The following is a 12,627-nucleotide window of genomic DNA, read 5'->3' on the forward strand; positions in this document are numbered from 1 at the left end:
CTTAAATTCTAGACTAATTTGACTTTTCTCTCGTAGGTTTGGAAACAGAAATCGAACTCATTATTCTCATCTTTTTCGTGACAAACCTCTTCTATTTTGTTCCAGATTTTTGGACTGATTTTGGGGAAGAAAGTATCCGCTTCTAATTTTGCCTGTACTAAAGTTACTTCTAATTTATCAGTCAAATCCAGTGTTTGTTCGTAGATATTTCCGCCACCGATAATGAAAACTTGTTCGTCAATTTTCTTGGCAAATTTTACGGCTTCTTTTACACTTCCAACAATTAAAATTCCTTCTGCGAACCAGTCTTGTTTTCTACTGACTACAATATTCGTACGGTTGGGAAGTGGTTTGCCAATGCTTTCATAAGTTTTGCGACCCATGATAATTGGATGTTCAGAAGTGAGTTCTTTAAAATGTTTCAAATCTTTTGGAAGATGCCAAAGTAACTGATTGTCTGCACCAATTTCATTGTCTAACCCCATTGCCACAACAATTGTTATCATTTAATTTAAATTTTTACAAATTTAGCACATAATTTGTATATTTGGGTATCACATTAAATTAAAAAAATAATAAACTATGAGAAATAAAGGATGTATGAGCGCCGGAACTATAGGTATTGCTCTTCTTGTCATTGCCGTACTTGTTTTTTTCTGGGGAAAAAATGGCTACAATAATTTTGTTGCTAAAGAACAGACGGTTAATACAAAATGGTCGAATGTTGAAACCGTTTATCAAAAACGTGCGAACTTGATTCCTAATTTGGAACGTACCGTAAAAGCGTATTCGCAATTCGAACAGGAAACTTTAACCAAAGTAATCGAAGCGCGTTCAAAAGCAACTTCAATCACTGTAGATCCAACCAATATGACCGAGCAGGATTTAGCAAAATTTCAGGCAGCGCAGGGAGAATTAAGTGGAGCGTTAAGCAGATTGATGGCGGTAGTAGAAAGTTATCCTAATTTGAAAGCAGACCAACAATACATCAATTTCCAGAGAGAATATACGGCGATTGAAAACAGTATCCGAAGCGAAACCGTTTATTATAACGAAGCTGCTCAGGATTATAATACGTCAATCAAAACGTTCCCAAATAATATTTTGGCCAACTTTACTAATTTCAAAGAAAAACCATACTTCAAAGCGGAAGCAGGTGCTCAAAAAGCGCCAGAAGTTTTTACCAACTAATGAATAGTTTTCTAACAGATTATCAAATGGCTTCTCTTGTAGAAGCCATTCAAACAGCAGAAAATCAGTCCAGCGGGGAAATTAGAATTCATATTGATTCTACGACCGAAGGAAATAATGCAGAGATCGCTTTTGAAGTGTTCAAAAGACTTTGCAAAGATCAGACTGCTGAGAAAAATGCTGTGCTTTTTCATGTGAATTTTGAACAGCAATATCTTACCATTATCGGTGATGAAGGCATTCATAAAAAAGTTCACCAAGATTTCTGGAATAAAATGCATGATGAAATTACCACTGCATTTTCTAAAGGCAAATATTTCGATGGTCTGAAAAAAGCCATTTTAGAAACAGGTATCGAACTGAAAAAACACTTCCCAATTGTGGGCGAAAATCCAAATGAACTTCCCAATGAGATTACGTTCTCGTAACTACTTTTTAGCTTTTCTTTTATTAGGCTTAAATATTATTGTTTTTGCCCAAAAAGTTCCAGAAAAGCCGGCAATACTTTATCCAGTTTATGATCAGGTCGGACTTTTGACTCAAGCTCAGAAAGACGAACTCAATCAAAAATTAATCAAGTTTTCAGATTCAACTTCTACGGAAATTGAAGTGATTATTATTCCAACAACGGGCGGGGAAGATGTGAATTATCTTGCCACAATGTATGGTGAGCAATGGAAAATTGGTCAGAAAGGAATCGATAACGGAATTGTATTCCTGATTGCGACTGAAGATCATACCATGTCAATCCAACAAGGACGTGCGGTGGAGCAATATTTAACTGCTTCGGTTGCCGGACAGATCATGGATTATATCGTGACGCCAAAATTCAAACAAGGATTATGGTACGACGGAATTAACGGTGGTGTAGTTGCTTTGATGGATGCGGTTCAGGGAAAATTTAAACCGATTGCTAAAGATACTTCCAGTGAAAAAGGATTGAGTCCGGGACAAATGGTTATGATTGCATTTTTTGTATTCTTAATCATTAGTTTCTTATTTAAAAATGGCGGCGGCGGTCGTGGCGGCGGCAATAATGATGACGATGACGTGATTCTTTCCCGAAGAGGACGAAGTATTTATCCCGGCGGATTTTTCCCATTCCCAGGCAGTTTCGGCGGCGGCGGATTTGGTGGCGGTTCAGGCGGCGGTGGATTCGGTGGCTTCGGCGGTGGCGGAAGTTTCGGCGGTGGTGGCGCTTCTGGAGGCTGGTAACGTTGTAAGAGCCAAGGTAAAAGTGAAAAGAGCTAAAATGAGAATTTATCTTAATTTAAAATATATTCTTATAATTAAATATTTTACGAATCAATAGGAACGGGCTTTAGCCCGTTTTTTTATTACGGCTAAGTTTTGTTGGCTTTAGCCAAAGCTTATTTTCAGTAATAATGAGACAAACGAATATAATTTGTCTTCTCAATGTTTAACAAAAAAATCAGCCGTAGAATGCTGATTTTAATTTTTAATAAATGAGATTGTTTTTTTTATTGAATAGAAATACTTCCACCACTACTTTCTTTCTTACTAACGATATTCAGATTTCCAGTTTTGGTAATTGCAATTCCTGCTGATGAACTTGCAGATGCGTTTAATTGATTGGAAACCGATAAGCTTACATCTCCAGAACTGGAAGCTTCCACAGTTGCGTTTTCTGCAATCACTTTTTGGGCATTCAAAGTTCCGGAAGAAGAAGCACGGAGATTCGCATTTTTCGTTTTTCCTGAAATGATAATATCTCCGGAAGAACTCACTTTTGATTCTAAATTAATGGCCCAAACTGTTCCTAAATAAGTGCCCGAACTTGATACATCGATTGATAAATCATTAGCTTCCAGATTGCCTTTAATGGTTCCTGAACTTGACACTTCAATGTCGGTTTTGTCCTGCGTGAATTTATCTTTAATGGTAATTGTTGCGGATGAACTGGCTTTAATTGCTGAGAAATCTTTAGCGAAAATTTTTGCAGAAACATTTCTTGATGAAATATTCAATCCTGATTTAAAATGGATGTACAGTTTACCTCCCGAATTTTCTACCAAAACATCATCGATAATATCTGATGGTGCAGTAATCACCACTTTTTCTTCATTGGCTTTTACCACTTCTGCATTAATCGATTGTGCAACTCTAATTTCATCGAAATTCATTTTGTATTCCCGGTCTGTTAAAGCGCCGTTTCCTTCTTTTGGCATAATGTTAAAAGAGAAACCATTATCCGTTGTAGCATTACAGGAGGTTAAAAATAGTGCAGCTGCAAAAGCTGAAATGTAAAGTGTTTTCATAGTTTGATGTATTAGATTTTTATTATGTTAAAGATATATCTAAAAATTAATATCTTTATCCTTTAATAACAATTTACGAATGAAAAATATTACATCTGTTTTTTTAATTTCATCTCTGGCAATGACAACTGCCTGTACTACTATGAAAACAACTGAAAGTTCTCCCACTGAAATTCCCACTCCGGACGCTAATATGGCGAATAATCCGTTTATGAAAAAAAGTTCGCTGCAATACCAAGCACCGGAATTTGATAAAATTAAGGATGAACATTTCAAACCTGCTTTTGATTATGGTATGAAAGTTCAAATGGCAGAAGTTGACCAAATTGCCAATAATTCTGCAGCTCCAACTTTTGAAAATACCATCGTCGCTTTAGAAAATAGTGGTGAAGTTTTGAAAAGAGCGCAATTTGTATTTTATAATCTGACAGGATCGAATACGAACCCGACGTTGCAGAAATTGGAAGAAGAGTACGCACCGATTTTTTCTGCCCTCAGCGATAAAATTCTTTTGAATGAGAAATTGTATGCCAGAATTAAAGCCATAAAAACTGAAGGATTAGGTTCTGAAGAAAAAAGAATGCTGGAATTATATACCACCAATTTCGAAATTGCCGGAGCGAATCTTTCTCCTGAAAATAAAGCGAAGGTTAAAAAAATCAATGAAGAGTTAGCGACGCTTTCTACGCAGTATACAAGTAAATTATTGAATGCGAGAAAAGATGGAGCACTTTTAATTACTGATGTAAAAGAATTGGACGGACTTTCTGCGGATGAAATTGCTGCTGCAGCTGCGGATGCAAAAGAAGCCGGAAAAGTAGGTTATCTTCTTGCTTTGCAAAATACGACGCAACAGCCGATGCTTCAGAATTTGAAAAATAGAGCAACCAGAGAAAAGCTATTCAAAGCATCTTGGTACAGAGCTGAAAAAGGCGATGCCGATGATACGAGAAGTATTCTTGAAAGAGAAGCGAAACTGAGAATGGAAAAAGGACATTTGATGGGCAAAAAATCTTTTGCTGAATGGAAGCTCCAGGATCAAATGGCGAAAACTCCGGAAAATGCAATGAACCTTTTAGCAAGATTAGCAACTCCTGCTGTAGAAACGGCAAAAAGAGAAAGTAACGAAATTCAAAAATTAATCGATCAGCAAAAAGGAGGATTTACGGTTGAGCCGTGGGATTGGAATTTCTATGCTGAACAGGTTAGAAAAGCAAAATACGATTTAGATGAAAATCAAATCAAGCCTTATTTCGAAGTAAGAACTGTTTTGGAGAAAGGAGTGTTCTATGCTGCGGAAAAGTTTTACGGTATTACGTTTAAAGAAAGAAATGATATTCCGGTCTATCATCCTGATGTGAAAGCGTATGAGGTTTTCGATAGAGATGGTAAATCATTAGCCATTTATTATTTGGATTTCTACACCAGAAATAATAAAAACGGTGGAGCGTGGATGAGTAATTTTGTAGAGCAATCTCATTTATTAGGTCAGAAACCTGTAATTGTAAATGTTTTCAATTTCCAGAAACCGGCGGAAGGAAAACCTTCTTTGATTTCTTATGATGACGTTACCACAATGTTCCACGAGTTCGGACATACTTTACACGGATTGTTTGCAGATCAGAAATATATTTCGATTTCAGGAACAAATGTGCCGCGTGATTTTGTAGAATTCCCTTCTCAAATTAATGAGTTCTTCGCGTTGGAACCTTCTGTATTGAAAAATTATGCAATACATTATCAAACCAAAAAACCGATGCCTCAAGCATTAGTTGATAAAATTAAAAAAGCCGGAACTTTTAATCAGGGATATTCTACGACGGAATTAGTTTCTGCTGCAACCATCGATATGGGATGGCATTCTGTAACTGATGCTTCACAGTTTAAACCAACTTTAGAATTTGAAAAAGAGGTGTTGGCGAAATATGGTTTTAACTTAAAAGAAGTTCCGCCAAGATATCATTCTCCATACTTTGCTCACATTTGGGGCGGTGGATATTCAGCAGGATATTACGCATATATGTGGAGTGATATGTTGAATTCTGATGCTTGGGACTGGATCACAACGCATGGTGGAATGACCCGTGAAAATGGAGACCGTTTCCGTAAATACATTTTGTCGGTAGGGAATTCAATGGATTTAAATGAAGCATTTAAAAACTTTACCGGAAGAAATCCCGATTTAAAACCTTTGTTGAAAGATAAAGGATTTATTAAATAGGTCGTAGGATTTAGATAATAGGTATTAAAAAACCGCAGAAATTTCTGCGGTTTTTTTGTTTGGGAAGTTCACGTAAAAGCAATGTTGAATTTTACCATTAAGATTTTGGGTAAAAAGTTAAGAGGATTAAGTTTTCTACGGAAATTAGGTATGCTAAAATAGTTTAGGATTTGGATTATCAAGATTTTATTATTATTAATTTGCGTAATTTTATTCTTGTCAACTTTTTAAAAATATAGAAGATGAAAGATTATAAACCCAAAAATTATAATTCGCTTTCGGCTTATCTGATTGTAGATGATGCAGACGAACTTGCAACACAGCTCAAAAGTATTTTTAATGCTGAGCAGTTGCGCAGAATTGAACACGAAGGAAGAGTGCAACATCTTGAACTCAAAATTGATGATACGGTTTTGATGATGAGCAACAGTGTTCCGGGTTATCCGGCGCAGAAAGTGATGCTTCATTGTTATGTTCCGAATGTGTTTGAGACTTTTGAAAAAGCTTTAGCGAATGGTGCTGAGAAAATTGAGGAACCCAATCAACGTGAGGATGATGATGATATTCGGGGCGCTTTTTGTGATTTGGCTGGAAATTATTGGGCAATTTCTACACAGAAAGACTGAATCATTTCTCGGAAATACAAACCACCTGAACTTCTAGCCCGGATCGAAGAGGAAATCCTGTTATTGCGAAAAAAAACAAATATTTCAACGGATTGCTTCGCTTCACTCGCAATGATCTGTGTTAATATGCAAGTATTTTAACAATAATTTACTTCATATTTTTCTTGTTTCTTTCCGATTTCAAATGCGAGTTTTAATAACTTATTTGCGATAGCGATTTTCACAACACGCTCTGGTTTTCCTTTTGCAATTAATCTTTCATACATGTCTTTGCACGATTTATTCCACCTTTTTGCAGACCAGCTACACATGTATAAAAGTTTCCTTATTTGAGATTTACCCATTTTGCAAATTGAACCTTTTCCTCGCACGCTACTTCCACTTTGATAAATTCTGGGACTAAAACCAACAAATGCAATGAGTTGTTTATAGTTTTCAAATTTCTCAAAATTGTTGGTTGTAGCAATGAGCATTGCAGCAGTTTTCATACCTATTCCTGGAATTGAAGTTAAACATTCTACGCTTTTTGCATAGTTTGCTTTTGCCAATTTTTCGATCAATAATTCCAATTTTTCAATGCTTTTCTTAAGATTTTTTACAGAATTTATCATCTCATTTTCCAAGGTTTTATCCAATAAACCACTGCTTGTAAAAGCTTCTAATTGATTATTACTTTGGTTTATCTGTTTTTGAAGCAGTTGAACACGCGTAAATATTGCCGCATTTTTGATACAACTTCGCTATCTGGAACCCATAATTTTAGATCTTCTGCATTCTTTTGTGCATATTCCGATATGATTCTTGAATCTGCTTTGTCTGTCTTTGCTCGTTTTAATTTTGATTGTGAGTAGCGTTTTATTACCAAAGGGTTTTCTACCACAACTTTTACATCCATACTGAAAAGAAAATCTGCCAGTGGAAGATAATAACTTCCCGAAGCCTCCATCACAACCAAATCTTCTTTACCAATTAGCTTTAAAAGTTTTTTAAAACCAACTTTACCATTCTCTAAAACCACATGTTTCCAATCTGCGTTTTCTAAAAAACTTACATCAAAAACTTGCTTACTAATGTCAATTCCTATAAATTTACACATAACAATAATTTTTTAAAAGGAAAATACTACTGTAACTTATCTATCCTTAATACAGGCTTTAATGCCTCATGATCTGTCCAAGTTTATGTAGTAGGGGTAAAGTGATTTTCATTGCGAACGGTCTTTAAGACAAATGACAAGTAATAACCTTTCTCTTTACCCTTTCCTTTTTATTACTACATAAAGTTATTAACATTTAGAGATTTAATCCTATATTATACTTATGCAAACATAGGATGACAGATTGCAACGGAGAGCCGGACGTGTTTTTCAAAGGAGCGAAAATCGTTTTGCTCCGAAAAAAATTCTTAATTTTGCAAAAAATATATCATCATGCCAAAAATATCTCATAGAGCGCAAAATATGCCCGCATCGCCGGTAAGAAAATTGGTTCCTTTCGCCCTGCAAGCGAAACAAAAAGGAATTAAAGTTTATCATTTGAATATTGGTCAACCTGATATTGAAACGCCACAAACAGCTTTGGATGCGGTGAAAAACAATGATTTGAAAATCTTTGAATACGCACTTTCTGAAGGGAATTTAGATTACAGAACGGCGCTGAAAGATTATTATCACACGCTTGGTTTTACGGATCTTACGACCGATAATTTCATGGTGACTAATGGAGGATCGGAAGCGTTGAATTTTGCTATTTCAACTTTGTGTGATGATGGTGATGAGATTATTATTCCGGAGCCTTATTATGCGAATTATAATGGTTTTGCAAATACTTTCAATGTGAATGTTGTAGCGGTTTCTTCCACGATTGATACTGGATTTGCATTGCCTCCGATTGAGGATTTTGAGAAAAAAATCACACCAAAAACAAGAGCGATTTTAATTTGTAATCCTGGGAATCCAACCGGTTATCTTTATACAAGAGAAGAGCTTCAGAAATTGGCCGATATGGCTTTGAGACACGATATCGTGATTATTTCTGATGAGGTTTACAGAGAATATGTGTATGATGGAAAGCAGGCAGTATCAATGTTTGATTTCCCTGAAATCGCTGAAAACTGTATTATAATTGATTCAGAGTCAAAACGGTACTCAATGTGTGGCGTAAGAATCGGTTGTTTGGTTACGAGATCTAAAAAAATTCATGATGCTGCGATGCTTTTTGCGCAGGCAAGATTGAGTCCGGTTCTTTTGGGGCAAATTGCAGCGGCGGCAGCTCATCAGAATGATACAGAATATATTTTGAAAGTTCGTGCAGAATATACGCACCGTAGAAATGTTTTGGTGGATTTATTGAATGGAATTCCGGGCGTGATTTGTCCGAAACCTAAAGGTGCATTCTATTGTGCGGTTGAACTTCCGGTTGATGATACTGATAAGTTTGCGCAATGGTTGCTTGAAAGTTATTCTCATAACAACGAAACCATTATGGTGGCGCCAATGAGCGGTTTTTACAGCAATCCGGAATTGGGTAAAAAACAGGTGAGAATTGCTTATGTTTTGAAAGAAGATGATTTAAGAAGGAGTGTGGAGTTATTGAATGACGCACTGCAAAAATATAAGATCGAATTTGGTCTTTAAATTATGAGCGGGTTTTTTAGCCCGCTTTTTAATTTTTTATTTTAACGCAAAGTCGCAAAGTTTTTAATGCAATGTTGTATTGAAAATTACGATCACGAAGGCTTTTGACTGTGTCGAATCTTTAATTTTACTTAACGAGGTTTGTAAAGAATTTGTAGTTATAATTACTTCAATATTTTTAAATAATAGAATTTTCATAAATTTTAAAAATGAGTTTAGAAAATAAATGTGGCATTTGTGGTGAAATTCATCACACTTATCCCGCGCTCACTTTTGCATATCCCAATTCGTATTATTGGCTGACAGAAGAACAAAAAAACATCTACAAAATTCATATTGATAGTGATTTTTGTACGATTGAATATCCGGATCGAATAGACCGATTTATTCGTGTGGTTTTAAAGCAGAAGATTGCAAAATCCGCTCTGTATTTGGAATACGGACTTTGGGTTTCTTTAAGTGAAGCAAGTTACGAGGATTACGCAGCTAATTTCAATAATGAAAATCACGAAACGGTTTATTTCGGTTGGTTGAGCAATGCGCTGCCGGATTATCAGTTTGAAAAAAGTATCGCCATGGATGTTAAAACAAAACCGGGGAATGAACGGCCGGAAGTGTATCCTCAACTGGATTTTAGCCATCCGTTTGTGGTTGACTTTTATCACGGAATTACCAAAGAAGAAGCCGAAAAAAGAATTCACAATATGCAGTCAACTAATTCTCAATAAAAAATGAATATCCAGGAAAATTATTCTCTTAAAAAGCAAAATACTTTTGGTGTTGATGTTTCTGCAAAGTATTTCGCAGAAGTTACTTCTTTGGACGAACTTACTCAGATTCTCAGAAACACTTCTGTTCAAAAATTTAAGTTGCTTTTCTTAGGTGGCGGAAGTAATGTTTTATTTACCCAAGATTTTGAGGGAGTCGTTCTTCAATTAAATTTGAAAGGTATTTCTGAAAAAATATTGAATGAAGATGAAGTTTTAGTGACTTCAAAAGCGGGTGAGAACTGGCATGAATTTGTTCAGTTTTGTCTCGGTCAAAACTATGGTGGATTAGAAAATTTATCACTGATTCCAGGGAATGTAGGAACGTCGCCAATGCAAAATATTGGTGCTTACGGAACGGAAATTAAAGATACGTTTGTTAGTTGTAAAGTGTTGAATTTGGAAACTTTAGTGGTGGAAGAATTCAATCATGAAAAATGCGATTTCGGTTATCGGGAATCTATTTTTAAAAGAGAAGGAAAAGGAAAATATGTTATTCTGGAAGTCACTTTTAAATTGACTCGAAAAGATCATTTAATCAAAACAGAATACGGTGCGATTCAATCTGAATTGAAGAATTTAGGTGTTGAAAACCCGACCATTCAGGAGGTTTCTAAAGCTGTTATTAATATTAGGCAAAGTAAGTTGCCTGATCCAAAAGTTATTGGAAATGCAGGCAGTTTCTTTAAGAATCCTTCCATTCCGATGGAGCAGTTTTTAGAGGTGCAGAAAAGATATCCTGAAATGCCTCATTATCCGAATGGAAACCTAGTGAAAGTTCCTGCTGGTTGGCTCATTGAACAATGTGGTTGGAAAGGGAAACAGATTGGAAATGTGGCGTCACATGAACTTCAAAGTTTAGTGATTGTAAATAAAACAGGTCTGGCTTCGGGAAAAGAGGTTTTTGATTTTTCCACCATGATTATTGAATCAGTGAAAGAAAAGTTTGGAATAGAGCTGGAAAGGGAGGTTAATATAATTTAATATAAAAGGGAAATTGCCTTTTAAAATAACAGTAGTGCAGAAGATTGAATTTTCTTTAAAATAATTTACAATATTATTTGTCTAACTAAAATATTCTTCGTTATTTTGCACTCTCAAATATTCATTCAGAAATAAGAACATCGAGATATGTCAAGAATTTGCCAAATAACAGGAAAGCGTGCCATGGTAGGAAACAATGTTTCTCACGCAAAAAACAGAACGAAACGTCGTTTTGAAATTAACTTATTGGAAAAGAAATTTTACCTTCCAGAGCAAGAGAAATCTGTAACTTTAAAAGTTTCAGCTCATGGATTGAGAATTATCAATAGAATAGGGATTGACGAAGCAATACTAAGAGGAATCAGAAGTGGTTTCATTAAAAAATCATAATCATGGCAAAAAAAGGGAATAGAGTACAAGTGATTTTGGAGTGCACTGAGCACAAAGAAACTGGAGTAGCAGGAATGTCAAGATACATCACTACTAAAAATAAAAAGAACACTACCGAAAGATTAGAGTTGAAAAAATTCAACCCTGTTCTTAAGAAATATACTGTTCACAAAGAAATTAAGTAATTTTTTAAAGAATAAAAAATGGCAAAAAAAGTAGTAGCAACCCTTCAAGGTGGTGCAGGTTCAAAGAAAATGACCAAAGTTATAAAAATGGTAAAATCTGCTAAAAGTGGAGCTTACGTTTTTGATGAAAAAGTAATGAACGCTGATGAAGTTGATTCTTATTTGAAAAAATAATTTTCACTCACACGAGAATATATAAAACTATCCTATTGGGGTAGTTTTTTTATTTTATCTTTGTTTGCCATTGGCAATTTTTATAATTTCAAATTTGTAATTTTTATAATGAGTTGGTATAAAAAAATATTTAAGAAGGAGGAGAAAGAATCTTTAGATAAAGGTTTAGAAAAATCGAGTCAAGGTTTTTTTGAAAAAATTTCGAAAGCTGTTGTTGGAAAATCCACCGTAGATGAAGATGTTTTAGATAATTTGGAAGAAATACTAATCGCTTCTGATGTTGGTGCATCTACCACCATTAAAATTATTGAAAGAATTGAGCAACGTGTTGCACGAGATAAATTTGTGGGAACTGATGAGTTGGATCAAATTCTTCGGGAAGAAATTACAGGTTTACTTTTAGATAATCCACACGCCGGATCTGGAAATATAGATGAGACTAAAAAGCCATATGTTATTATGGTTGTTGGTGTAAACGGAGTTGGTAAAACAACGACGATTGGAAAACTTGCTCATCAATTTAAATCAGAAGGGAAAAATGTGGTGCTTGGAGCGGCGGATACTTTCCGTGCTGCGGCTGTTGATCAATTGGTGATTTGGAGTGAAAGAGTAGGCGTTCCTATTGTGAAGCAAAATATGGGAAGCGATCCTGCTTCTGTAGCGTTCGATACGGTGCAAAGTGCTGTTGCTAATAAAGCTGATGTCGTGATTATAGACACTGCGGGAAGATTGCACAATAAAGTGAACTTGATGAACGAATTGACTAAAATCAAAAGAGTGATGCAGAAAGTAATTCCTGATGCGCCTCACGAGATTCTTTTGGTATTGGATGGTTCGACTGGTCAAAATGCTTTTGAACAAGCAAAGCAATTTACAGCTGCGACTGAAGTGAATGCATTAGCAGTAACAAAATTAGATGGAACTGCGAAAGGTGGAGTGGTTATCGGGATTTCTGATCAATTTCAAATCCCTGTAAAATATATTGGTGTAGGTGAGAAGATGACTGATTTGCAGTTGTTTAATGGTGCGGAGTTCGTAGATTCTTTCTTTAAAAAACGATAGACTTCAGGAATATTCAGCTTATAGAAATAGTTGATTTTAAATAGTAAATAAGTATTTTCTGGACCAGCTTTTATGATATTTATCATTTTGGTCTTATGTTTGATTATTAATCA

General features: G+C 35.4%; 16 protein-coding genes. 12 read left to right on the forward strand and 4 right to left on the reverse strand.

Going from position 1 to position 12,627, the window contains the following annotated elements; genetic code table 11:
- Positions 1 to 8: 8 nt before the first annotated feature.
- Entirely contained in the window at positions 9 to 506 is a 498-nt protein-coding gene (locus Q73A0000_RS15000; RefSeq protein ID WP_193811731.1) for a dihydrofolate reductase, read from the reverse strand.
- Between the two features lie 76 nt (positions 507 to 582).
- Here Q73A0000_RS15000 and Q73A0000_RS15005 point away from each other — a divergent pair, with 76 nt between their 5' ends.
- The 3 genes from Q73A0000_RS15005 to Q73A0000_RS15015 are packed head-to-tail and all read left to right on the forward strand — an operon-like array spanning position 583 to position 2,406.
- A complete protein-coding gene (locus Q73A0000_RS15005) occupies positions 583 to 1,191 on the forward strand; it encodes a LemA family protein (protein ID WP_193811732.1) in 609 nt (202 codons plus the stop codon).
- Positions 1,191 to 1,619 (forward strand): TPM domain-containing protein, encoded by a 429-nt coding sequence (locus Q73A0000_RS15010; protein ID WP_193811733.1) that lies wholly within the window; start codon positions 1,191 to 1,193, stop codon positions 1,617 to 1,619. The genes Q73A0000_RS15005 and Q73A0000_RS15010 overlap by 1 nt, the downstream gene beginning before the upstream one ends.
- Positions 1,600 to 2,406 (forward strand): TPM domain-containing protein, encoded by an 807-nt coding sequence (locus Q73A0000_RS15015; RefSeq protein ID WP_193811734.1) that lies wholly within the window; start codon positions 1,600 to 1,602, stop codon positions 2,404 to 2,406. Before Q73A0000_RS15010 ends, Q73A0000_RS15015 begins: the two co-directional genes overlap by 20 nt.
- 266 nt (positions 2,407 to 2,672) lie before the next feature.
- On the opposite strand, the gene Q73A0000_RS15020 is transcribed toward Q73A0000_RS15015, so the two are convergent.
- The gene (locus tag Q73A0000_RS15020; protein ID WP_193811735.1) at positions 2,673 to 3,470 is read right to left on the reverse strand and encodes a head GIN domain-containing protein; all 798 of its coding nucleotides are present in this window, start codon (positions 3,468 to 3,470) and stop codon (positions 2,673 to 2,675) included.
- A 79-nt stretch (positions 3,471 to 3,549) separates the two neighbouring features.
- On the opposite strand from Q73A0000_RS15020, the gene Q73A0000_RS15025 reads away from it, so the two are divergent.
- Positions 3,550 to 5,691, forward strand: a complete 2,142-nt coding sequence (locus Q73A0000_RS15025) for a M3 family metallopeptidase (protein WP_193811736.1) — start codon at positions 3,550 to 3,552, stop codon at positions 5,689 to 5,691.
- 242 nt (positions 5,692 to 5,933) lie between these two features.
- Positions 5,934 to 6,317 (forward strand): VOC family protein, encoded by a 384-nt coding sequence (locus Q73A0000_RS15030; RefSeq protein ID WP_193811737.1) that lies wholly within the window; start codon positions 5,934 to 5,936, stop codon positions 6,315 to 6,317.
- 137 nt (positions 6,318 to 6,454) lie between these two features.
- On the opposite strand, the gene Q73A0000_RS15035 is transcribed toward Q73A0000_RS15030, so the two are convergent.
- Both Q73A0000_RS15035 and Q73A0000_RS15040 read right to left on the reverse strand, forming a co-directional pair.
- A complete protein-coding gene (locus tag Q73A0000_RS15035) occupies positions 6,455 to 6,928 on the reverse strand; it encodes a transposase (protein WP_193811738.1) in 474 nt (157 codons plus the stop codon).
- A gap of 68 nt (positions 6,929 to 6,996) precedes the next feature.
- Positions 6,997 to 7,413: an IS110 family transposase gene (locus Q73A0000_RS15040; protein WP_193811739.1), complete on the reverse strand. Its 417-nt coding sequence runs from the start codon at positions 7,411 to 7,413 to the stop codon at positions 6,997 to 6,999.
- A 333-nt stretch (positions 7,414 to 7,746) separates the two neighbouring features.
- Between Q73A0000_RS15040 and Q73A0000_RS15045 the strand changes: the two genes are divergently transcribed.
- From Q73A0000_RS15045 to ftsY, 7 genes are all read left to right on the forward strand, one after another.
- Positions 7,747 to 8,952, forward strand: coding sequence for a pyridoxal phosphate-dependent aminotransferase (locus Q73A0000_RS15045; RefSeq protein ID WP_193811740.1), 1,206 nt, complete (start codon positions 7,747 to 7,749; stop codon positions 8,950 to 8,952).
- Positions 8,953 to 9,161: 209 nt separating this feature from the next.
- Complete coding sequence (locus Q73A0000_RS15050; protein WP_193811741.1) at positions 9,162 to 9,680, forward strand: DUF2199 domain-containing protein; 519 nt, start codon at positions 9,162 to 9,164, stop codon at positions 9,678 to 9,680.
- A 3-nt stretch (positions 9,681 to 9,683) separates the two neighbouring features.
- The gene (gene murB / locus Q73A0000_RS15055) at positions 9,684 to 10,703 is read left to right on the forward strand and encodes a UDP-N-acetylmuramate dehydrogenase (RefSeq protein ID WP_193811742.1); all 1,020 of its coding nucleotides are present in this window, start codon (positions 9,684 to 9,686) and stop codon (positions 10,701 to 10,703) included.
- A 147-nt stretch (positions 10,704 to 10,850) separates the two neighbouring features.
- A complete protein-coding gene (rpmB, locus tag Q73A0000_RS15060) occupies positions 10,851 to 11,093 on the forward strand; it encodes a 50S ribosomal protein L28 (protein ID WP_193811743.1) in 243 nt (80 codons plus the stop codon).
- 2 nt (positions 11,094 to 11,095) lie between these two features.
- On the forward strand, positions 11,096 to 11,278 hold the full coding sequence (gene rpmG / locus Q73A0000_RS15065; protein ID WP_193811744.1) for a 50S ribosomal protein L33: 183 nt from the start codon (positions 11,096 to 11,098) through the stop codon (positions 11,276 to 11,278).
- A gap of 18 nt (positions 11,279 to 11,296) precedes the next feature.
- A complete protein-coding gene (locus tag Q73A0000_RS15070) occupies positions 11,297 to 11,452 on the forward strand; it encodes a DUF4295 family protein (protein WP_193811745.1) in 156 nt (51 codons plus the stop codon).
- A gap of 108 nt (positions 11,453 to 11,560) precedes the next feature.
- Entirely contained in the window at positions 11,561 to 12,514 is a 954-nt protein-coding gene (gene ftsY, locus Q73A0000_RS15075; RefSeq protein ID WP_193811746.1) for a signal recognition particle-docking protein FtsY, read from the forward strand.
- Positions 12,515 to 12,627: the final 113 nt, after the last annotated feature.

It is taken from the genome of Kaistella flava (ex Peng et al. 2021) (assembly GCF_015191005.1).
Lineage (GTDB): Bacteria > Bacteroidota > Bacteroidia > Flavobacteriales > Weeksellaceae > Kaistella > Kaistella flava.

Bases quoted from the DNA above. Each gene is read 5' to 3' on its own strand.
- Q73A0000_RS15030 (WP_193811737.1), top strand. From the start codon at position 5,934: ATGAAAGATTATAAACCCAAAAATTATAATTCGCTTTCGGCTTATCTG.
- Q73A0000_RS15035 (WP_193811738.1), bottom strand. From the start codon at position 6,928: ATGATAAATTCTGTAAAAAATCTTAAGAAAAGCATTGAAAAATTGGAA.
- ftsY (WP_193811746.1), top strand. From the start codon at position 11,561: ATGAGTTGGTATAAAAAAATATTTAAGAAGGAGGAGAAAGAATCTTTA.
- Q73A0000_RS15000 (WP_193811731.1), bottom strand. From the start codon at position 506: ATGATAACAATTGTTGTGGCAATGGGGTTAGACAATGAAATTGGTGCA.
- Q73A0000_RS15005 (WP_193811732.1), top strand. From the start codon at position 583: ATGAGAAATAAAGGATGTATGAGCGCCGGAACTATAGGTATTGCTCTT.
- Q73A0000_RS15050 (WP_193811741.1), top strand. From the start codon at position 9,162: ATGAGTTTAGAAAATAAATGTGGCATTTGTGGTGAAATTCATCACACT.
- Q73A0000_RS15025 (WP_193811736.1), top strand. From the start codon at position 3,550: ATGAAAAATATTACATCTGTTTTTTTAATTTCATCTCTGGCAATGACA.
- rpmG (WP_193811744.1), top strand. From the start codon at position 11,096: ATGGCAAAAAAAGGGAATAGAGTACAAGTGATTTTGGAGTGCACTGAG.
- Q73A0000_RS15040 (WP_193811739.1), bottom strand. From the start codon at position 7,413: ATGTGTAAATTTATAGGAATTGACATTAGTAAGCAAGTTTTTGATGTA.
- Q73A0000_RS15045 (WP_193811740.1), top strand. From the start codon at position 7,747: ATGCCAAAAATATCTCATAGAGCGCAAAATATGCCCGCATCGCCGGTA.
- Q73A0000_RS15070 (WP_193811745.1), top strand. From the start codon at position 11,297: ATGGCAAAAAAAGTAGTAGCAACCCTTCAAGGTGGTGCAGGTTCAAAG.
- Q73A0000_RS15015 (WP_193811734.1), top strand. From the start codon at position 1,600: ATGAGATTACGTTCTCGTAACTACTTTTTAGCTTTTCTTTTATTAGGC.
- Q73A0000_RS15020 (WP_193811735.1), bottom strand. From the start codon at position 3,470: ATGAAAACACTTTACATTTCAGCTTTTGCAGCTGCACTATTTTTAACC.
- murB (WP_193811742.1), top strand. From the start codon at position 9,684: ATGAATATCCAGGAAAATTATTCTCTTAAAAAGCAAAATACTTTTGGT.
- Q73A0000_RS15010 (WP_193811733.1), top strand. From the start codon at position 1,191: ATGAATAGTTTTCTAACAGATTATCAAATGGCTTCTCTTGTAGAAGCC.
- rpmB (WP_193811743.1), top strand. From the start codon at position 10,851: ATGTCAAGAATTTGCCAAATAACAGGAAAGCGTGCCATGGTAGGAAAC.